This window comes from Amycolatopsis sp. NPDC051102, assembly GCF_040682815.1.
GTDB lineage: Bacteria > Actinomycetota > Actinomycetes > Mycobacteriales > Pseudonocardiaceae > Amycolatopsis.
In genome coordinates this window covers 33,005-50,592 of sequence record NZ_JBFBBT010000011.1, presented here as the reverse complement: position 1 = coordinate 50,592, position 17,588 = coordinate 33,005, and the positions used below count along the sequence as shown (strand labels likewise).

At 71.4% G+C, this 17,588-nt stretch carries 21 protein-coding genes; 6 read left to right on the top strand and 15 right to left on the bottom strand.

Annotated elements, in window-relative coordinates:
- Nucleotides 1-38 precede the first annotated feature (38 nt).
- Both AB0M93_RS28080 and AB0M93_RS28075 read right to left on the bottom strand, forming a co-directional pair.
- A complete protein-coding gene (locus tag AB0M93_RS28080) occupies nt 39-806 on the bottom strand; it encodes an enoyl-CoA hydratase-related protein (RefSeq protein WP_364278181.1) in 768 nt (255 codons plus the stop codon).
- Nucleotides 788-1,771, bottom strand: coding sequence for a helix-turn-helix domain-containing protein (locus tag AB0M93_RS28075; RefSeq protein ID WP_364278178.1), 984 nt, complete (start codon nt 1,769-1,771; stop codon nt 788-790). Before AB0M93_RS28075 ends, AB0M93_RS28080 begins: the two co-directional genes overlap by 19 nt.
- Nucleotides 1,772-1,842: 71 nt before the next feature.
- Here AB0M93_RS28075 and AB0M93_RS28070 point away from each other — a divergent pair, with 71 nt between their 5' ends.
- Nucleotides 1,843-2,400 (top strand): cysteine hydrolase family protein, encoded by a 558-nt coding sequence (locus AB0M93_RS28070; protein ID WP_364278175.1) that lies wholly within the window; start codon nt 1,843-1,845, stop codon nt 2,398-2,400.
- On the opposite strand, the gene AB0M93_RS28065 is transcribed toward AB0M93_RS28070, so the two are convergent.
- The 3 genes from AB0M93_RS28065 to AB0M93_RS28055 all read right to left on the bottom strand — a co-directional run bounded on the left by AB0M93_RS28065 (nt 2,393) and on the right by AB0M93_RS28055 (nt 5,602).
- A complete protein-coding gene (locus tag AB0M93_RS28065) occupies nt 2,393-4,411 on the bottom strand; it encodes a protein meaA (protein ID WP_364278172.1) in 2,019 nt (672 codons plus the stop codon). The two genes, AB0M93_RS28070 and AB0M93_RS28065, sit on opposite strands and share 8 nt — an antisense overlap.
- Before the next feature lie 93 nt (nt 4,412-4,504).
- A complete protein-coding gene (locus tag AB0M93_RS28060; protein WP_364278169.1) occupies nt 4,505-5,023 on the bottom strand; it encodes a hypothetical protein in 519 nt (172 codons plus the stop codon).
- 60 nt (nt 5,024-5,083) lie between these two features.
- The gene (locus AB0M93_RS28055; RefSeq protein WP_364278167.1) at nt 5,084-5,602 is read right to left on the bottom strand and encodes a PH domain-containing protein; all 519 of its coding nucleotides are present in this window, start codon (nt 5,600-5,602) and stop codon (nt 5,084-5,086) included.
- A 102-nt stretch (nt 5,603-5,704) separates the two neighbouring features.
- Between AB0M93_RS28055 and AB0M93_RS28050 the strand changes: the two genes are divergently transcribed.
- Genes AB0M93_RS28050 through AB0M93_RS28040 form a run of 3 tightly spaced genes read left to right on the top strand, consistent with a single transcriptional unit; the run spans nt 5,705 to nt 7,581 of the window.
- Nucleotides 5,705-6,331 (top strand): LysE family translocator, encoded by a 627-nt coding sequence (locus AB0M93_RS28050; protein ID WP_364278164.1) that lies wholly within the window; start codon nt 5,705-5,707, stop codon nt 6,329-6,331.
- A complete protein-coding gene (locus tag AB0M93_RS28045) occupies nt 6,331-6,957 on the top strand; it encodes a LysE family translocator (protein ID WP_364278161.1) in 627 nt (208 codons plus the stop codon). Before AB0M93_RS28050 ends, AB0M93_RS28045 begins: the two co-directional genes overlap by 1 nt.
- Nucleotides 6,958-6,966: 9 nt before the next feature.
- Nucleotides 6,967-7,581: a LysE family translocator gene (locus AB0M93_RS28040; RefSeq protein WP_364278159.1), complete on the top strand. Its 615-nt coding sequence runs from the start codon at nt 6,967-6,969 to the stop codon at nt 7,579-7,581.
- Here AB0M93_RS28040 and AB0M93_RS28035 read toward each other — a convergent pair.
- The 3 genes from AB0M93_RS28035 to AB0M93_RS28025 are packed head-to-tail and all read right to left on the bottom strand — an operon-like array spanning nt 7,578 to nt 9,995.
- Nucleotides 7,578-8,768: an alpha/beta fold hydrolase gene (locus AB0M93_RS28035; protein ID WP_364278157.1), complete on the bottom strand. Its 1,191-nt coding sequence runs from the start codon at nt 8,766-8,768 to the stop codon at nt 7,578-7,580. The genes AB0M93_RS28040 and AB0M93_RS28035 overlap by 4 nt on opposite strands.
- Nucleotides 8,765-9,583 carry an NmrA family NAD(P)-binding protein gene (locus AB0M93_RS28030; protein WP_364278154.1) on the bottom strand — a complete coding sequence of 273 codons (819 nt, stop codon included), beginning with the start codon at nt 9,581-9,583 and terminating at the stop codon, nt 8,765-8,767. The genes AB0M93_RS28035 and AB0M93_RS28030 overlap by 4 nt, the downstream gene beginning before the upstream one ends.
- A complete protein-coding gene (locus AB0M93_RS28025) occupies nt 9,576-9,995 on the bottom strand; it encodes a nuclear transport factor 2 family protein (protein WP_364278152.1) in 420 nt (139 codons plus the stop codon). The genes AB0M93_RS28030 and AB0M93_RS28025 overlap by 8 nt, the downstream gene beginning before the upstream one ends.
- A 92-nt stretch (nt 9,996-10,087) precedes the next feature.
- Here AB0M93_RS28025 and AB0M93_RS28020 point away from each other — a divergent pair, with 92 nt between their 5' ends.
- Entirely contained in the window at nt 10,088-10,678 is a 591-nt protein-coding gene (locus AB0M93_RS28020; protein ID WP_364278149.1) for a TetR/AcrR family transcriptional regulator, read from the top strand.
- A gap of 64 nt (nt 10,679-10,742) precedes the next feature.
- On the opposite strand, the gene murA is transcribed toward AB0M93_RS28020, so the two are convergent.
- Nucleotides 10,743-12,017 carry a UDP-N-acetylglucosamine 1-carboxyvinyltransferase gene (murA, locus tag AB0M93_RS28015; protein ID WP_364278146.1) on the bottom strand — a complete coding sequence of 425 codons (1,275 nt, stop codon included), beginning with the start codon at nt 12,015-12,017 and terminating at the stop codon, nt 10,743-10,745.
- Nucleotides 12,018-12,078: 61 nt separating this feature from the next.
- Here murA and AB0M93_RS28010 point away from each other — a divergent pair, with 61 nt between their 5' ends.
- Complete coding sequence (locus AB0M93_RS28010) at nt 12,079-12,651, top strand: cob(I)yrinic acid a,c-diamide adenosyltransferase (protein ID WP_364278143.1); 573 nt, start codon at nt 12,079-12,081, stop codon at nt 12,649-12,651.
- Here the strand turns inward: AB0M93_RS28010 and aroA are convergent.
- The 6 genes from aroA to AB0M93_RS27980 form a co-directional block, all read right to left on the bottom strand.
- Nucleotides 12,648-13,886: a 3-phosphoshikimate 1-carboxyvinyltransferase gene (gene aroA / locus AB0M93_RS28005; protein WP_364278139.1), complete on the bottom strand. Its 1,239-nt coding sequence runs from the start codon at nt 13,884-13,886 to the stop codon at nt 12,648-12,650. The genes AB0M93_RS28010 and aroA overlap by 4 nt on opposite strands.
- Before the next feature lie 9 nt (nt 13,887-13,895).
- On the bottom strand, nt 13,896-14,216 hold the full coding sequence (locus AB0M93_RS28000) for a putative quinol monooxygenase (protein WP_364278136.1): 321 nt from the start codon (nt 14,214-14,216) through the stop codon (nt 13,896-13,898).
- Nucleotides 14,217-14,268: 52 nt separating this feature from the next.
- Nucleotides 14,269-14,703: a DUF2550 domain-containing protein gene (locus AB0M93_RS27995; protein ID WP_364278134.1), complete on the bottom strand. Its 435-nt coding sequence runs from the start codon at nt 14,701-14,703 to the stop codon at nt 14,269-14,271.
- Between the two features lie 25 nt (nt 14,704-14,728).
- Nucleotides 14,729-15,094 carry a F0F1 ATP synthase subunit epsilon gene (locus AB0M93_RS27990; protein WP_003102658.1) on the bottom strand — a complete coding sequence of 122 codons (366 nt, stop codon included), beginning with the start codon at nt 15,092-15,094 and terminating at the stop codon, nt 14,729-14,731.
- 114 nt (nt 15,095-15,208) lie between these two features.
- Nucleotides 15,209-16,636 carry a F0F1 ATP synthase subunit beta gene (gene atpD, locus AB0M93_RS27985; RefSeq protein ID WP_103344263.1) on the bottom strand — a complete coding sequence of 476 codons (1,428 nt, stop codon included), beginning with the start codon at nt 16,634-16,636 and terminating at the stop codon, nt 15,209-15,211.
- The gene (locus tag AB0M93_RS27980; RefSeq protein WP_364278130.1) at nt 16,636-17,583 is read right to left on the bottom strand and encodes a F0F1 ATP synthase subunit gamma; all 948 of its coding nucleotides are present in this window, start codon (nt 17,581-17,583) and stop codon (nt 16,636-16,638) included. The genes atpD and AB0M93_RS27980 overlap by 1 nt, the downstream gene beginning before the upstream one ends.
- Between the last annotated feature and the right edge of the window lie 5 nt (nt 17,584-17,588).

Sequence of the window (17,588 nt, the reverse complement as noted above, 5' to 3'; positions counted from 1 at the left end):
GCGGCCACGAAAAAGCCCCGGCGGGAGCCGGGGACGAATCAGTCGGGCCAGGAGGGCTTGCGCTTCTCCAGGAAAGCCGCCATGCCTTCGCGTGCGCCGGGCAGCTGGGACGCCGCGGCCATGACCTCCAGCGCGATCGCGTACGCGTCGGCCTCGGGCCGGTCGAGCTGGGCGTAGAGCGTCACCTTGCCCATCGACTTGCTGGCGCGGCTGCCGCGCGTCGCCCGCGACAGGAGGTCCCCGACGGCGTCGTCGAGCTGGTCGTCGGGGACGACCCGGTTGACCAGGCCCCAGTCGAGCGCCGTCGCCGCGTCGATGACGTCGCCGGTCAGCGCCAGCTCCATCAGCCGCTTGCGGCCGATCGAGCGCGCCACCGGGACCGCCGGCGTGTGGCAGAACCAGCCGCCCTTGCCGCCCGGCAGCGCGAACCCCGCCGACTCGGCGGCCACGGCCAGGTCGCACGACGCCACGAGCTGGCAGCCCGCCGCGGTGGCCAGGCCGTGCACCCGCGCGATGACGACCTGCGGGATCGACTGCATGGTCTGCATCAGGTCGGTGCACAGCGTCAGCAGTTCGCGCACGCCCATCAGGTCGCGCTTGGCCACGTCGCCGAAGTCGTGCCCCGCGGAGAACACCGGTCCCGCGCCGGCCAGCACGACGCCGGTCGCGTCGGACGTCCCCGCCGCGCGGAACGCGGCGAGCAGCTCGGCGAGGTGGTCCGCCGACAGCGAGTTGCGCCGCGCCGGCCGGTTCATGGTGATCGTGACGGTGTCGCCGTCCCGGCTCATCAGGAGGTGCTCGTACATTCCCCGACCGTAGCCCCTCCGGCCCGGAACGTGCGCCGGTAACTGTCCGGCCCGACGCCGACCTCGGCGCGCATCCGCCGGCGCAGGTTCGCCGCCGTGCCCAGCCCCGACCGCTGCGCGACCCGCTCGACCGGCAGCTCGGTCGTCTCCAGCAGCCGCTGCGCGTACCGGACGCGCTGGACGCGCAGCCAGCGCCCCGGCGTCACGCCGGTGGCCGCGGCGAACTCGCGGTGGAACGTCCGCTCGCTCATCCGCGCGTGCCCGACGAGGTCCTCGACGCCGATCCCGGCCGCCAGCCGGGCCAGCGCCCAGTCCATCGTGGACGCCAGGCCGGGCTGGGCCGCCGACGGCGGCAGCGGGTGGTCGACGTACTGCCGCTGCCCGCCCTCGCGCGCCGGCGGCATCACGAGCCGGCGCGCGAGCGCGGCGGCGACGTCGGCGCCGTGGTCGCGCCGGACCAGGTACAGGCAGAGGTCGAGGCCGCCGACGACACCCGCCGACGTCAGGACGCCGCCGTCGTCGGTGTAGAGCACGTCACGCTGCAGGTCCGCGCGCGGCGCGGCTTCGGCGAGGGCGTCGAGGTCACGCCAGTGCGTGGTCGCCGGGCGGCCGTCGAGCAGCCCGGCGGCGGCCAGCGTGAACGCGCCGGAGCACAGCCCGGCGACGGTCGTCCCGCTCCGGTGCGCCCGGCGCAGCGCCGCGACGGCGGCCGGCGGGACCGGCGCGCGCGGGTCGTCGCGGCCCGGCGCCAGCACGAGGTCGCAGCCGACGAGCCCGGCGAGCCCGTGCGTGGCCGCGACGTCGCCGAACGGCGACAGCGGCGTGCGCACCCGGCCCGGGCTGCACAGCCGGACCGTGAACGGGCCGATCCCGCTGTCGGTCCGGTCCTGCGCCCAGACCTCGCCGATCACCGCGAGGTCGAACCCCCGGGTGCCCGGCAGCAGCAGGACGCCGATCGTGCGCATGGCAGGAAAGTACCGCATCGCGCACCTTCTGCCACTCCCTGCCGGGTCCCGGAAGCCGCGAAACTCGAGGCATGACCGAAACGGCACTCATCCTGATCGACGTCCAGCGCGGGTTCGACGAGGCGGGGTTCTGGGGCCCGCGCAACAACCCCGGCGCCGAAGCGAACATGAAGGCCCTGCTCGACGCGTGGCAGGACAGACGGCTCCCGGTGGTGCTCGTGCACCACGACTCCCGGGAACCGGGCTCGCCGCTGCGGCCCGGCCAGTCCGGCAACGACTTCAAGGCCGAACTCGATGGCGCCCGGCCTGACCTGGTGTTCGGCAAGCAGGTCAACTCGGCCTTCATCGGCGACGTCGACCTCGACGCGTGGCTGCGCAAGCGCGGCATCACGAGCTTCGTGCTGGCCGGCATCCAGACGAACTTCTGCTGCGAGACCACCGCGCGGATGGGCGGGAACCTCGGCTACGACGTGACTTTCGCCCTCGACGCGACGTACACGTTCGACCTGCCGGGCATCGACGGCGAGGTCGTCACGGCGGACGAGCTGTACCGCGTCACGGCGGCGAACCTGGCGAACCAGTTCGCCACCGTGAAGTCCACAAAGGACATCCTGGCCGGGCTCAGCTGAGCCCGTGCCGCTCCCGGATCAGGTCCACGATGCCGGCCATGATCCCGGTGAGCTCGTAGTCCTTGGGCGTGAACACCCGGGCGACGCCGCGTTCGAGCAGCAGCGCGGCGTCGTCCGGCGGGATGATGCCGCCGACGATCACCGGCACGTCACCCGCCCCCGCGGCGCGCAGACCGTTGACGACCTGCGGGACGACCTCGAGGTGCGAACCGGAGAGCACGGACAGCCCGACGACGTGCACGCCCTCCTGCACCGCGGCCGCGGTGATCTGCTCGGGCGTCAGCCGGATGCCCTGGTAGACGACCTCGAAGCCGGCGTCGCGCGCCCGGACGGCGACCTGCTCGGCGCCGTTCGAGTGCCCGTCGAGGCCCGGCTTGCCGACGAGGATCCGCAGCCGTTCACCCAGTTCCGCCTCGGTTTCCCGGACCCGAGCCCGCACCCGCTCCAGCTCGGCGTCGCCCACGCCGGCGACCGCGGAGGCGGAAACGCCGGTGGGCGCCCGGTATTCGCCGAACACCTCGCGCAGCGCGCCGGCCCACTCGCCGGTCGTCACGCCGGCCCGCGCACAGTCCACAGTGGCCTCGAAGAGGTTTTCCGCGGTCTGCGCGCGTTCCTTGAGCGTGGCCAGCGACCGCTCGACGGCGGCGTTGTCGCGCCGGGCGCGCCACTCCTCGATGGCCTGGATGGCGGCCTTCTCGGCGGCGGGGTCGACCGTCTCGATCGCCTTCGCGCCCTCGGCCTGCAGCGGCGACGGCTCGGTCGTCTCGAACTTGTTGACGCCGACCAAGATCCGCTCGCCGTTCTCCATCCCCCGGCGGTACTCGGCCAGCGACGCGACCAGCTGCGACTTCATGTAGCCGCTCTCGACCGCGGCGACCGCGCCGCCGAGGTCCTGCACGCGGGCGATCTCCTCGCGCGCGCCGGCCATGATCTCGTCGACCTTGGCCTGGATGACGTGCGAGCCGTCGAAGATGTCCTCGTACTCCAGCAGGTCGGTCTCGAAGGCGAGCACCTGCTGCATCCGCAGCGCCCACTGCTGGTCCCACGGCCGGGGCAGGCCGAGGGCCTCGTTCCACGCGGGCAGCTGGATCGCGCGGGCGCGGGCGCCGCGGGAGAGCGACACCGCGAGCATCTCCAGCACGATCCGCTGGACGTTGTTCTCCGGCTGGGCCTCGGTCAGCCCGAGCGAGTTGACCTGGACGCCGTAGCGCAGGCGGCGGGCCTTGGGGTCCGTCACGCCGTAGCGGTCCCGCGTGATCTCGTCCCAGAGCGCGGTGAACGCGCGCATCTTGGACATCTCCTCGACGAACCGGACGCCGGCGTTGACGAAGAAGGAGATCCGCGCGACGACCTTGGCCATGTCGGCCGCCTCGACCTGGCCGGAGTCGCGGACGGCGTCGAGCACGGCGATCGCGGTGCACAGCGCGTAGGCGACCTCCTGCGTCGGCGTCGCGCCGGCTTCCTGCAGGTGGTAGCTGCAGATGTTGATCGGGTTCCACTGCGGGACGTGGTGCACGGTCCAAGCGATCACGTCGGTGATCAGCCGCAGGCTCGGTCCCGGCGGGAAGATGTACGTCCCGCGGGACAGGTACTCCTTGATGATGTCGTTCTGGGTGGTACCGGCGAGCTTCGCGAGAACCTCGTCGACGTCCCGCCCCTCGGCCTCGGCCTGCTCGCGCGCCACGGAGACGTACAGCGCGAGCAGCCACATGGCCGGCGCGTTGATGGTCATCGACGTGTTCGCCTCGGCGAGCGGGATGCCGTCGAAGAGCTGCCGCATGTCGCCGATGTGCGACACCGGCACGCCGACCTTGCCGACCTCGCCGCGCGAGAGCTGGTGGTCCGGGTCGTAGCCGGTCTGGGTGGGCAGGTCGAACGCCACCGAAAGGCCGGTCTGGCCCTTCGCGAGGTTGCGCCGGTAGAGCTCGTTCGACGCGGCCGCCGAGGAGTGCCCCGCATAGGTGCGCATCACCCACGGGCGGTCTCGTTCTCGGTCCGTTGGGTACGGCACGGTGCACCTCCGGCGGTGGGCGATCCGTCGAGTGTACCCGCCGGTAACTTAGCTGGGCAGTGGAATCGGACACGTCCGGGTGACGACCGACGCTCAATGCCAGTCCTGCGCCTCCTCGATCAACCTGCAGAGCCGGGCGGCGTCCGGCACGGCGAACAGCTCGATCGGGGCCGTCCCGCTCCGCGACGGCACCGGGACGCCGAAGACGTTCACCGTCGCGTCCAGCCGCTTCAACGTCACTGTGCCGGTGCTGCCCTGGCCGGGATCGAGGACCGGTGGCTCCAGATCGCTCAGGTACTCCTCGCGGGTGCGGCCCGAGACGCTGTCGGCGACCAGAACCCGCTGGTCGGTCACCGCGTACACCGCGCGGCGCCTCGTCCGGAGCCGCCACAGCACGGGCCCCCAGGCGATGACGAGGCCGAAGGCCGCGAAGACCACGACGACAGGGAACCCACCGGCCGAGTCCGACAGCGCGGCGGCCACCGGCCCGGCAACCAAGAGCGAGCCCAAGACCATGCGGAACCACTCGCCGCGGGTCGGGACGACGCGACGGGACCGTCCCGACCACACCAGGCGCTCACTCGGCAACAGGACGATGATCGGCTCTTCCACGGCGGCCTCCCCGGCGTTCTTTGCCGGGTGACGCTCCGGGTGGCCGCGCGGGTTGCCCGCTCAGGCGGCGGAGCTGCCCGGTTCCGGCGGGGCCTGGCGGCTCTTGGCCTCGTCGATGGCCTTGGTCAGCAGATCGCGGACGCGCTTGGGTTCGCCGATGCCCATCAGCGTCACCGTGCCCGGGCCGAAGGCGATGGTGCCGGTGCGGGACGGCCCCGGTTTGAGGGCCGGGGCCGGCAGCCCGGCGAGTTCGCTGGCGCGTTCCTTCTGCCGGAACAGGCCCGAGCGCGCGATGATCCGGCTGTCCGTCACGGCGTAGGTCGTGCGGCCGAGCGCCAGGTACCGGACGACCGAGCGCCCGACAGCCCCGTAGCAGCCGATGACCAGCACCACCACGGCCGCGACCATGGTGGGGCCGCTCGGCTGCTTGACCAGCAGGAACCAGAGCGCGGCCGCGGCGAGGACGAGTCCGGCAGGGGCGATCACCCCGTCCGCGGCGACGTAGAGCGGGCGCTGGACCGGCTCTCCCGCCCAGAGCACGCGCTCACCGGGCAAAAGCTCGATTTCCCCTGCTGACATGGCCGAACACTACTCTGCCGTGACCTGGTACGCCGAGTGCCGCAGCGGTGTGACCGAAATCCGCGAGACCGGGCGGCGGCCGGTCGATTAGCGTGGGCAGCCGTGACGTGGAGCGTGTACGGGAGTTACCTGGTCATCGTGGTCCTGATCGTGCTGGCGCCGGGCCCCGACACGATGGTGATGCTCAAGAACGCGCTGTCCGGCGGGTTCCGGGGCGGGCTGCTCGCGTCGCTGGGCATCTTCACCGGCAACGCCGTGCAGGGCAGCGCCGCGGCGCTCGGCCTCGGCGTCCTGATCGCGCGGTCGCAGCCGGTGTTCCTCGCGCTCAAGTGGGCCGGCGCGGCCTACCTCGTCTTCCTCGGCGTCCAGGCGCTGCGCGGGGCGTTCCGCGGGAAGTACGACGTCGTCGAGCAGGCCCAGCGCCGCCGCGGCGGCGGGTTCCGGCGGTTCCGCGAAGGCTTCCTCTCCAACATCACCAACCCGAAGGTGCTGGTGCTGTACCTGTCGGTGCTGCCGCAGTTCCTCGACCCGGCCCGCACGACGACGTGGGACGCGCTCCTGCTGGCGTACACCGTCGCCGTGCTCGGTGTGCTGTGGCTGCTGGTGCTGCTGCTGTTCGTGCGCCGCGTGCGGGCGTGGCTGGAGCGCCGCCGGGTCCGCCGCGCTCTCGACGGCGTCACCGGCACGGCCCTGCTCGGCTTCGGCGCCGCACTCGCCCTGGAGTCCTGATGACGTGGAGCACGTACGCGGGGTTCACCGCGATGATGGCGTTCCTGGCGATGATGCCCGGCCCGGACACGATGATCGTGCTGAAGAACGCCCTGACGGGCGGCGCCCGCGGCGGCGCGTGGGCGTGCACGGGCATCACGGTCGCGAACTTCCTCCAGGGCACGGCGGCGGCCCTCGGCCTGGGCGCGGTGCTCACCCGGTCGCAGCCGGTGTTCCTCACGCTCAAGTGGGCCGGCGCGGCGTACCTGGTGTACCTGGGCATCCAGGCCCTGCGCGGTGCGTGGCGCGGCCACTACGACGCCCTGGACGACGTCCGCCGGGCCCGCGCCACCCGCGGACGGCGGTTCCGCGAAGGGTTCCTCTCCAACATCACCAACCCGAAGGTGATCGTGCTGTACCTGTCGGTGCTGCCGCAGTTCCTCACGCCGGGGGTGACGGACCAGGGTGACGCGCTGCTCCTGGCGTACACGGTCGCGGCGCTGGGCGTGGTGTGGCAGGTGCTGCTGCTGTTCTTCGTGCACCGGGTGCGGGGCTGGCTGGAGCGGCGCCGGGTCCGCCGGGTCATGGACGGCGCGACCGGGACGGCGTTGGTGGGATTCGGAGCGGCGCTCGCCCTGGAGTCCTGACCTGGAGTCATGACCTGGGGAACTTACGGCGCGTACGTGCTCTTCGTCGTGCTCGTGCTGATCGTGCCGGGGCCGGACACCGCCCTCGTGCTCAAGAATTTCCTCGCCGGCGGCAAGCGCGGTGGTGCGCTGACCGCGCTCGGCATCGGCTCCGGCAACCTCGTTCAGGGCGTCGCCGCGGCGCTCGGGCTCAGCGCCGTGATCGTGCGCTCCGAACCCGTCTTCCTGACCCTCAAATGGGCCGGAGCGGCGTACCTCGCCTATCTCGGCGTCAAGGCCTTGATCGCGGCTTGGCGCGGGGACTACAGCCCACTCGCGCAGGCGAAGCCCCGCGGCGGACGGCGCTGGCGGGAAGGCTTCCTCTGCAACCTCACCAACCCGAAGGTCCTCGTCTTCTCCCTGTCGATGCTGCCGCAGTTCCTCACCCCGGACTCCTCGATCGCCGAATCGCTGCTGCTCGCCGCGACCGTGGGGGTGCTGGCCACGCTCTGGCAGTTCGTCCTCGTCGCCGGCGTGCACCGGGTGCGGGGCCGGCTGAAGCGGCGCCGGGTCCGCCGGGTGCTGGACGGCGCGACCGGCACCGCCCTCGTCGGCTTCGGCGCCGCTCTCGCCCTCGAGGGTTAGAGCGTCCGGTCCAGCCAGTCGTAGATCCGGCCGGCGGCGAGCCGCTGGGCGCCGACGTGGCAGTGCGCGTCCGCCCCCTCCTCCGCCGTGAACGTCAACAGCGTCTTCGGTGCTTCCAGGTGCGCGTACAGCCGACGGGGCTCGGTCTCGTGCTCGCCGCCGAAGAACAGGTCGTCCGTCGCTTCGCACACCAGGACCGGGCACGTGATCTTCTCCGCCACACCGCCTTCGAGGGTGTACTCCAGGTACTTCGCCACGAACTCGCGGTCGCTCGCCGCGTCCAGGACGTACCGGCCGTGGTCGCACGCCCAGCGCAGCGTGGGGTTCGCCTCCCGGCCCGCGGCCAGCAGCGCGTCGAACTCCTCGTCGTGCTCGAGGCCGGCCCGGCGGACGATCTCCTCGCGCGGCCACGGCAGCGACGACGTCACCGCGGCACCCGCGTCGTACACCCCGTCCACCGCGACGACCGCGGCCAAGCGGCTCTCGAACGCCGCCGCGCGCGGGGCCAGCACGCCGCCCAGGCTCACGCCGAGCAGGGCGATCCGCGCCGGGTCGACTCCGTCGAGTGTCAACGCGAAGTCCACCACCGGCGTGACGACGTGCTCCCAGTCCGGGCGGAACACGAGCTTCTCCCGCCGGATCGCGCTCGGCTGGCCGGGACCGTCGAACGTCAACACGTGGTAGCCGCGTTCCGCACCGGTCGCCGCCCCCATGAAGTGCAGTTCCTCGGCGCTGCCGTCGAAACCGCTGTGCATGACCAGCAACGGCTTCGGCCCCGCACCGGGCGCGCGGTAGAAGTAGCCGCGCAGAACCGTTCCCTCGTAAGGGATTTCGACCGGCTCCGCGACGCCGGCGCGCCGGAAGCATTCGACGCTGCGGTCGTAGGCCGCCGCGATCCGCGGGTCCGCCGGGTCGCCGTGGAGGAAGAACTCGGACGAGAAGTAGTACGTCGACGCGCGCAGCAGAAGGTCCCGAGCCGTCACCGGGCCCGCGTCGGCCGCTTCGGCGTACAGGCGGTCGGCCATGGCGCGGTAGGCGTCGTGCCAGCTGTCGTAGTCGCCCGCCGTCACGGCCGACGCCGCGGCGACGACCTCGCCGAAGTCCGAGCCGCCGTAGGCTGCGTGGCCGAACAGCCGCAGGGTCTCGAACCAGAACTGCGCATCCTCTTCGAACATCAGCTGCTTCATCGGATTTCCTCCTGCACGAAGGTGGCGAACGAGCGGGCGGGCCGGCCGGCGATCTGCTCGACGGTCCGGGTGACGCGGTCTTCGGAGCCGCGCCGGATGTCGTCGTCCAGCGCGGCGAGCACCCGGGCGAACTCGGCGGGGAGCCCCGACGCGCTCAGCCGCGCGGCGAACTCCGCAACCGGGACGGGACGGTGCCGTACCGTCCGGCCGACGCGCGCGGAAACGATCGCCGCGGCTTCGGCGTAGCTGAGCGCGGCCGGGCCGGTCAGGACGTGGTCGGTGTTGTGCGGCGCGGCGTCGGTCAGGGCGCGCACGGCGACCGCGGCGATGTCACCGGCGTCGACGAAGGCGACCCGCCCGTCACCGGTGGCCGTGACGATCTCGCCGTCCCGGACACCCTGGGCGACCAGGTGCTCGCCGGTGAAGTTCTGCATGAACCACGACGGCTTCAGCACGGCCCACTCCGGTGCCGCGCGCACCAGCCGCTGCAGGTCGCCCAGGCCCGGGGTGTCCGGCGTGACCGCCGACGAGCTGAGCAGGACGACCCGCCGGACGCCGGCGGCCAGCGCGTCGCCGAGGAACGGCTCCACCAGGTGCGCGGGCTCGGCCTCGCCGATCGGCGGCAGCAGGTACACCGCCGACACACCGCGCAGCGCGCCGGCGTGCGTGGTGCGGTCGGCCCAGTCGAACCGGACCTGGCCGGGCTTCTCCGGCTTGCGCGTGGCGGCCCGCGCGGTGACGCCGTGCGAGCGCAGATCCGCGACAACGCGGCGCCCGGTCGTGCCGGTGCCGCCGAGCACGAGAATTTCAGTCACTGAAAGCCGCCGTCAGCTCGTCGATGCCACCGAGGACCTCGGCCGCGGCAAGCGGGCTCCAGTAGTCGCGGTAGCTGCGGATCGCGCCGTCCTCGACGGTGATCACGGCGATGTACGAGAGCTCGTACGGCCGCTGCGTGGCCACCACGACCCCGGCGACGGTGAACTCGGCGACGACCACGCCCGGAGCGGTCGTCTCGTGCACCGTCTTGGCGGTGACTTCCCGGATGTCCAGCAGGTTCGGATAGTCCCGCAGGTACTCGCGGATCGCATCGCGCCCTTCGACGCGCTTCGGGTAGCCCGGCGCGGCGAACGGGAACTCGAGGACGCCGTCCTCGGCCCAGAGCCCGGCGAACCCGGCCATGTCGTGCTTGAGCAGCAACTCCAGCGCGTGCTCGACGAAGTCGCGCATCGCAGCCTCCTTCACGTTCGGACGAGACGGTACCGTCCCGACGTCACTGTAGACGGGACGGTACCGTCCCGTCCACCCGCTACACTGCGCTCATGGCACGCACCCCGACCGGCGCCGCGGTCCTCCAGCCCGAGGTCACGCAGGCGATCACCGAAGCCGTCATGTGGGAACTCGCCGAACAGGGCTACGGCCGGCTGTCGATGGAGGCGGTGGCGAAACGCGCCGGCGTCGGCAAGAGCGCGCTGTACCGGCGGTGGGTGTCGAAGGACCACATGATCGCCTCCGTCGTGACGGAGTTCAGCGTGGCGCGCGCCGCGGAGGTCGACACGGGCTCCCTGCGCGGAGACCTGCGCGAAACGATGCAGGCCCTGACCGACTGGCTCACGCACCCGCTGTTCTCGCGGATCCTGCCGGACCTCGTCGCGGAGGACGCGCGCCACCCGGACCACGGACGCGGCCTGCGCGAGGCCATCGGCGGCCCCCGCCGCGAGGTCGGCGAGGCGATGCTGCGCCGCGCCATCGCGCGCGGCGAGCTACCGGAAGACCTCGACATGGAGCTGGCGCTGGACGCCCTGGCCGCGCCGATCTACTGGCGCCTGGTGGTCCGGCAGGCCGAGGCGGAGCCGGACTACGTGGACCGGCTGGTGGCGTACGCCCTGCGCGCGCTCGGCGCGCAGGGCTGAGACAGCCGGGGCTCCGCCCCGGGTCGGGGGCTCCGCCACCCGGACCCCCCAACCGCGGGTGGACTCACTTCCGGTCGGGTTCGCCGGCGACGCGCTTGATGTTCGCGCCGAGCCGGTTGAGGTTCTCGACGAAGTGCGGGTAGCCGCGGTCGATGTGGAAGACGTCCCAGACCTCGGTGACGCCGTCCGCGCACAGGCCCGCCAGCACCAGTCCGGCGCCGGCGCGGATGTCCGACGCCCAGACCGGCGCGCTCGACAGCCTCTCCACTCCGCGGACCACCGCGTGGTGGCCGTCCGTGCGGGCGTCGCCGGAGAGGCGGATCATCTCTTCGATGAAGCGGAAGCGGGCCTCGTAGACGTTCTCCGTGATCATCGACGTACCTTCCGACACCGCCGACAGCGCCACCGCGAACGGCTGCAGGTCGGTCGCGAAGCCGGGGTACGGCAGCGTCACCCAGTCGACCGCCTTCGGGCGTTCCGGCTGGACCACGCGGAAACCCTTGTCGCCGAACGTCTCGACGTCCGCGCCGGCCAGCTGCAGCTTGTTCAGCACCAGGTCGAGGTGGTGCGGGTTGACCCCGCGCACGGTGATGTCGCCGCGGGTCATCGACGCGGCGAACGCCCAGGTCGCGCCCACGATCCGGTCACCGATCACGCTGTGCGTCGTCGGGTGCAGCTGTTCCACGCCGTGCACGGTCAGCGTCGACGTCCCGGCGCCTTCGATCTTCGCGCCCATCTCGGTGAGCATCGTGCAGATGTCGACGATCTCGGGCTCGCGCGCGCAGTTGTCGATGACCGTGGTGCCCTCGGCCAGCACGGCCGCCATCAGGATGTTCTCGGTCGCGCCGACGCTCGGGAAGTCCAGCCAGATCTGCGCGCCGACCAGCGTCTCGGCCTTCGCGACGACGCAGCCGTGCTCGATGGTGCTCGTCGCGCCCAGCTTGCGCAGGCCGTTCTGGTGCATGTCCAGCGGGCGCGAGCCGATCGCGTCGCCGCCTGGCAGCGCCACGACGGCCTGCTTCAGCCGGCCGACCAGCGGGCCCAGCACGCAGACGGACGCGCGCAGCTTGCCCATCGCCGCCGAGTCCGCGCGGTGCGACAGCTCGGCCGGCGTCGTGATGGTGGCGGTGTCGCCCTCGATGACGACCTCGCAGCCGACGCTCCGCAGCACGTCGCCCATCAGCGGGACGTCCAGGATCTGCGGGCAGTTCGTGATGGTCGTGGTCCCCTCCGCGAGGAGGGCGGCGGCCATCAGCTTCAGCACGCTGTTCTTCGCGCCGACCACGTCGACCTCGCCGACCAGCCGGGCTCCGCCATGCACGTCGAAGTGCTCGCTCATGGCCGCCAATCATGCCCTCTCGCCCGGATTCGGCCCGGGCGGGGGCCGCTATGGTGGGTTCATGGTCGTTCGCATCAACCGCGTCTACACGAAGGTCGGCGACAACGGCACGACCGCGCTCGGCGACGGGTCCCGAGTGCCCAAAACGTCGGCCCGCTTGGGCGCGTACGCGGACACGGACGAGACGAACTCGGTGCTGGGTCTCGCGATCGCGGTCGGCGCGCTGCCGGCCGAGGTGACGGACGTGCTGCGCACGGTGCAGAACGATCTCTTCGACGTCGGCGCGGACCTCTGCCTGCCGATCTCCGACGACCCGCCGTACCCGCCGCTGCGCATCACCGAGAAGTACGTCGAGCGGCTGGAAGGCTGGTGCGACGAGTTCAACGAGCGCCTGCCGAAGCTGACGTCGTTCATCCTGCCGGGCGGCACGCCGGGAGCGGCGTTCCTGCACCAGGCACGCACGGTGTCCCGGCGGGCGGAGCGGTCGGCTTGGGCCCTGTACGAGGCGGAGCCGGAGACGACGAACCCGGTGGCGCTCAAGTACCTGAACCGGCTGTCGGACCTGCTGTTCATCCTCGCCCGGCTGGCGAACCCCGAAGGTGACGTGCTCTGGCAGCCGGGCGGGCAGCCCTAGATCCCCCAGCTCTCCCGCAAGGCCCCCAGCGCCTGGTGGAAGCCCGGGAAGGTCTTCTTCACGCACTCCGGATCGTCCAGGGTCACGCCGTCGACCAGCAGGCCCGTGATACTGAACGCCATCGCGATCCGGTGGTCGCGGCGGCACGTCACCAGGGTGCCGGTCGGCTGTCCCGGCTGGATCTCGATCCAGTCGCGGCCCGTCTCGACCTCGACGCCCATCGCGCGCAGGTTCTCCTCGCACGCGTCGAGGCGGTCGCACTCCTTGATGCGCGTGTTGTAGACGTCCTCGATGCGCACCGGGCCGGCGGCGAACGGCGCGATCGCCGCCAGGGTCGGAACCGTGTCGGAGATGTCGCGCATGTTCACCGTGACGCCGCGCAGGCCGTCCGACGGCCCCGCGACCGTCACCGAGTCCGGCGTCAGGTCGACGTGCGCGCCCATCTCCCGCAGCACGTCGGCGAAGCGCACGTCCCCCTGCAGCGCGTCCGACCCCAGCCCCGGGATGGTGACCGTGCGGCCGGTGACCGCCGCCGCGGCCAGGAAGTAGCTCGCCGTCGACGCGTCCGGCTCAACCGGGTACTCGCACGCGCGGTACGGCTGCGCCGGGACCACGAACGTCTGGCCTTCGCGGCGGACGTCCACGCCGAAGCGGCGCATCATCTCCAGCGTGATCTCGACGTACGGCACCGACACGAGGTCGGTGACCGTGATCCGCAGGCCCTCCGCCGTCAGCGGCCCGAGCAGCAGCAACGCCGTGAGGAACTGCGACGACAACCCCGCGTCGAGGGTCAGCTCGCCGCCTTTGACGCCGTTCGCGCGGACGGTCAGCGGGTGGTGGCCCGGCTCGCCGCGGAACTCGAGGTCGACGCCCAGCTCCTGCAGGGCGTCGGTCAGCGGCCCCAGCGGGCGGCGGCGCATCTGGTCGGAGGCGTCGAAGCGGAACGTGCCGGTGCCGGCCGCGGCCAGCGCGGGCAGGAACCGGGCCGTCGTGGCGCCGTCCCGGCAGAAGACGTCGGCCTCGGCGACGCCCGGGCCGGACGGGCGGCCCTCGATGGTCCAGGCGTCCGGCTGCCGGTCGACGCGGTAGCCGAGCTCGGCCAGTCCCTCGGCGAAGCCCTCGGTGTCGTCCGAGTGCAGCGGGCGGCCGAGGACGGTGGTGCCGTGCGCGGCGGCGGCCAGGAACAGGCCACGGGCGGTGACGGACTTGGAGCCGGGGATCTCGACGAGGGTCACCCGGCAAGTTTAGTGCGGTGCGATCTCGGCCATCGGGCCCCAGTCGGAGGCGTCCTGGACGTTGATGATCCGAGGGTTGTCCGAGATGTAGGCACCCAGCGTCGCCACCGCCGTCTTGAAGTGCTCGGAGCCGACGTGCGCGACGGCCGCGTCCTGCCCCTCGAAGCCCTCGACCAGCACGTACGTGTTCTTGTCGTCGACGCTGCGGGACCATTCGAAGAACTTGTTGCCGGCCTCGGCGCGGGTGGCGCGGGTGAAGTCCCCGACGATGTCGAGCCAGGATTCCGCGTACTCGGGCTTCACCGGCCACTTGACCACGATGAGAATCATGGCCTCCACGGTAAGCCCGCGCAGCGCCGCCGGACGTCTCGGAATGAGACAGCTAGGAGGCGCGCGGGAGGCGCCGCCCGGGCGGGGCGGATTCGAGCCACGACAGGAAGCCGGTCAGGGCGCCCGGCCCCATGGCGATCTCGATCGCCTCCTGGGTCTCCGACTCGCACCGCAGGACCGTCGAGCCCTCCGGAACGGCGTAGGCCTCGGTGCCGGAGGGGTCGCGGCGGTCGGCGATCTGCATGCTTTCGCGCTGGAAGACGCGGTCCGGGCCGGTCCGCAGGCTCCACACCCGGTACCAGACGAACTCGTCACCCTCGTAGCGGCCCAGCCCCAGGTGCCAGCTGGACCGCGGGTTGTCCGGACGCCACCGCAGCGCGACGCTCACGCCACCGCCGCGGCGCATCCGGATCCACCGCTGGCCGTACCAGGCGGACAGCACGGCGAGCACGACCGGGAGCCCGACTGCCACCACGGTGATCTCCACGGCCCGGCTCCTGCCCGTCTCGCGCTCAGGCCGACTGACCCGCCGCGCGGAGCTGGGCCGAAGCCCTCGCCCGCTCGGTCTCGTCGTCGCCGGTCAATGCCGCCTTCGCCGCTTCGACGTCGATTTCGTCGGAAAGCTCGGCGCTCTCGGCGAGGATGCTCACCCCGGTGCCGGTGACGGAGAGGAATCCGCCGTGCACGGCCGCGCAGACCGTCTCACCGTCGGTGGTCGTCACTTTGACCACGCCACCCTCGACGAGCTGCCCGAGCACAGGTTCGTGACCGGCCATGATGCCGATCTCACCCTCGGTGGTCTGGGCCACCACGAAAGTGGCAGTACCCGACCAGAGACGGCGCTCGACGGCCACCAGCTCCACGGACATCTCAGCCACGTAGCACTCCTTAACTCGGGGTGTTGCCACCGAGTGTAATAGGTCTGTCTCCCGGTATGAGAACGGCGGGGGCCTGAGTCCATAGTGGACACTGCCCCCGCCGCACCCGGGAAGTCACTTCTTGGTGATTTCCTTGTACTTCTTCTCGAGGTCCTCGAGGCCACCGATACCCAGGAACGCCTGCTCCGGGTAGTGGTCGAAGTCACCCTTGGTGATGCGGTCGAACGACTCGATGGTCTCCGACAGCGGCACCGTCGAGCCCGGGATCTGCGTGAACGCCTCGGCGACCAGCATGTTCTGCGACAGGAACCGCTCGATGCGGCGCGCGCGCTGAACGGTCAGCTTGTCCTCTTCCGACAGCTCGTCCATACCGAGGATCGCGATGATGTCCTGCAGCTCCTTGTACTTCTGCAGGATCCGGATGACCTCGGAGGCGACGCGGTAGTGGTCCTCACCGACGATGGCCGGGTCGAGGATCGTCGACGTCGACGCCAGCGGGTCCACCGCCGGGAAGATGCCCTTCTGGAACACCGACCGGGAGAGCTCGGTGGTGGCGTCCAGGTGGGCGAACGTCGCGGCCGGGGCCGGGTCGGTGTAGTCGTCCGCGGGGACGTAGATCGCCTGCATCGAGGTGATCGAACGACCCCGGGTCGAGGTGATCCGCTCCTGCAGCTGCCCCATCTCGTCGGCCAGCGTCGGCTGGTAACCCACGGCGGACGGCATGCGGCCCAGCAGGGTCGACACCTCCGAGCCGGCCTGGGTGAACCGGAAGATGTTGTCGATGAACAGCAGCACGTCCTGGTTCTGGACGTCGCGGAAGTACTCCGCCATGGTCAGCGCGGACAGCGCGACCCGCATGCGGGTGCCCGGCGGCTCGTCCATCTGGCCGAAGATGAGGGCGGTGTCGTTGATGACGCCGTCCTCGGACATCTCCAGGAAGAGGTCGTTGCCCTCACGGGTGCGCTCGCCGACGCCGGCGAACACCGAGGTACCACCGAAGTTCCGGGCGACGCGGGTGATCATCTCCTTGATGAGCACCGTCTTGCCCACGCCGGCGCCGCCGAACAGGCCGATCTTGCCACCCTGGACGTACGGGGTGAGCAGGTCGACGACCTTGAGGCCGGTCTCCAGCATCTCGGTCTTGCCCTCGAGCTGGTCGAACGACGGCGCGTTGCGGTGGATGCCCCAGCGCTCGAGGTCGTCGCCGTAGCCGGGCTCGTCGAGGCACTCGCCGAGGGCGTTGTAGACGTGGCCCTTGACCTTGTCGCCGACCGGGACCGTGATCGGGCCGCCGGTGTCGGTGACCTCGGCGCCGCGCACCAGGCCGTCCTGCGGCTGCAGGGAGATGGTGCGAACGAGGTTGTCACCCAGGTGGGAGGCGACTTCGAGCGTCACCGTCTTGCGGAGCTGCTCGAACTCGATCTCGACCTTGAGGGCGTTGAACTGCTCGGGGACGGAACCGCGCGGGAACTCGACGTCGACGACCGGACCGGTCACCGACACGATGCGCCCCTTGGCGCGCGGGGCTTCAGTACTGGTCATCAATCATCACTTCCTGCTGCGGTGAGCGCGTTCGCGCCACCGACGATTTCGGAGATCTCCTGGGTGATCTGCGCCTGGCGGGCCTGGTTCATCTCCCGCGTCAGGTTCCCCACCAGCTCGTTCGCGTTGTCCGACGCCGACTTCATCGCCGTCCGGCGGGCGGCCAGCTCCGAAGCCGCCGCCTCCAGCAGCGCCGCGTAGATGCGCGTGTTGATGTACTTCGGCAGGAGCGAGTCCAGCAGCTTGTCGGCACTCGGCTCGAACTCGTAGCTGGGGAGCAGCTCGCCGGGCTCCGGCTTCTGCTCCTCTTCCCCGTCGGTGTACTCGACCTCGAGCGGCGCGACGCGCTTGGCGGTCGGCCGCTGCGTCAGCATCGACACGAACTCGGTGTAGACGATGTGGATCTCGTCGACACCGTTGATGCCGTCGGCGTTGCCGTGCTCGTCGTCGGCGCCGAGCATGAACGACTCGACCAGGGTCTCGCCGGCGGCGACCGCGTTGGCGTAGCCCGGCTGGTCGGAGAAGCCCGTCCAGCTGTCCTCCACCGGACGGTCGCGGAACCGGTAGTAGTTCAGCCCCTTGTTCCCGGTGACGTAGACCTGCGGCTCCTTGCCCTCCTCGCGGAGGAGGGCGAGCAGCTCTTCGGTCGCGCGCAGCACGTTGGAGTTGTACCCACCGCACTGGCCCTTGTCACTGGTCACGACCAGGACGGCGGCCCGCTTCGGGTTCGGGCGCTCGACCAGCAGCGGGTGGTCGAGGTTGGCCGCCGCACCGGCCAGCGCCGAGAGCACCTTGGTGATCTCGTCCGCGTACGGCCGGGAAGCGGCGACCTTCGCCCGCGCCTTCGTGATGCGCGCGGTGGCGATGAGCTCCATCGCCTTGGTGATCTTGCCGATCGACTTGGTCGCCTTGATGCGCGACCGGAGTTCCCGGAGTTGTGCGGCCATGAGCT

Coding starts and splice junctions, on each gene's coding strand:
- AB0M93_RS28080 (WP_364278181.1), bottom strand. CDS start 806: ATGTACGAGCACCTCCTGATGAGCCGGGACGGCGACACCGTCACGATC.
- AB0M93_RS28075 (WP_364278178.1), bottom strand. CDS start 1,771: ATGCGCACGATCGGCGTCCTGCTGCTGCCGGGCACCCGGGGGTTCGAC.
- AB0M93_RS28070 (WP_364278175.1), top strand. CDS start 1,843: ATGACCGAAACGGCACTCATCCTGATCGACGTCCAGCGCGGGTTCGAC.
- AB0M93_RS28055 (WP_364278167.1), bottom strand. CDS start 5,602: ATGTCAGCAGGGGAAATCGAGCTTTTGCCCGGTGAGCGCGTGCTCTGG.
- AB0M93_RS28045 (WP_364278161.1), top strand. CDS start 6,331: ATGACGTGGAGCACGTACGCGGGGTTCACCGCGATGATGGCGTTCCTG.
- AB0M93_RS28040 (WP_364278159.1), top strand. CDS start 6,967: ATGACCTGGGGAACTTACGGCGCGTACGTGCTCTTCGTCGTGCTCGTG.
- AB0M93_RS28035 (WP_364278157.1), bottom strand. CDS start 8,768: ATGAAGCAGCTGATGTTCGAAGAGGATGCGCAGTTCTGGTTCGAGACC.
- AB0M93_RS28025 (WP_364278152.1), bottom strand. CDS start 9,995: ATGCGCGACTTCGTCGAGCACGCGCTGGAGTTGCTGCTCAAGCACGAC.
- AB0M93_RS28020 (WP_364278149.1), top strand. CDS start 10,088: ATGGCACGCACCCCGACCGGCGCCGCGGTCCTCCAGCCCGAGGTCACG.
- murA (WP_364278146.1), bottom strand. CDS start 12,017: ATGAGCGAGCACTTCGACGTGCATGGCGGAGCCCGGCTGGTCGGCGAG.
- AB0M93_RS28010 (WP_364278143.1), top strand. CDS start 12,079: ATGGTCGTTCGCATCAACCGCGTCTACACGAAGGTCGGCGACAACGGC.
- AB0M93_RS28000 (WP_364278136.1), bottom strand. CDS start 14,216: ATGATTCTCATCGTGGTCAAGTGGCCGGTGAAGCCCGAGTACGCGGAA.
- atpD (WP_103344263.1), bottom strand. CDS start 16,636: ATGACCAGTACTGAAGCCCCGCGCGCCAAGGGGCGCATCGTGTCGGTG.
- AB0M93_RS27980 (WP_364278130.1), bottom strand. CDS start 17,583: ATGGCCGCACAACTCCGGGAACTCCGGTCGCGCATCAAGGCGACCAAG.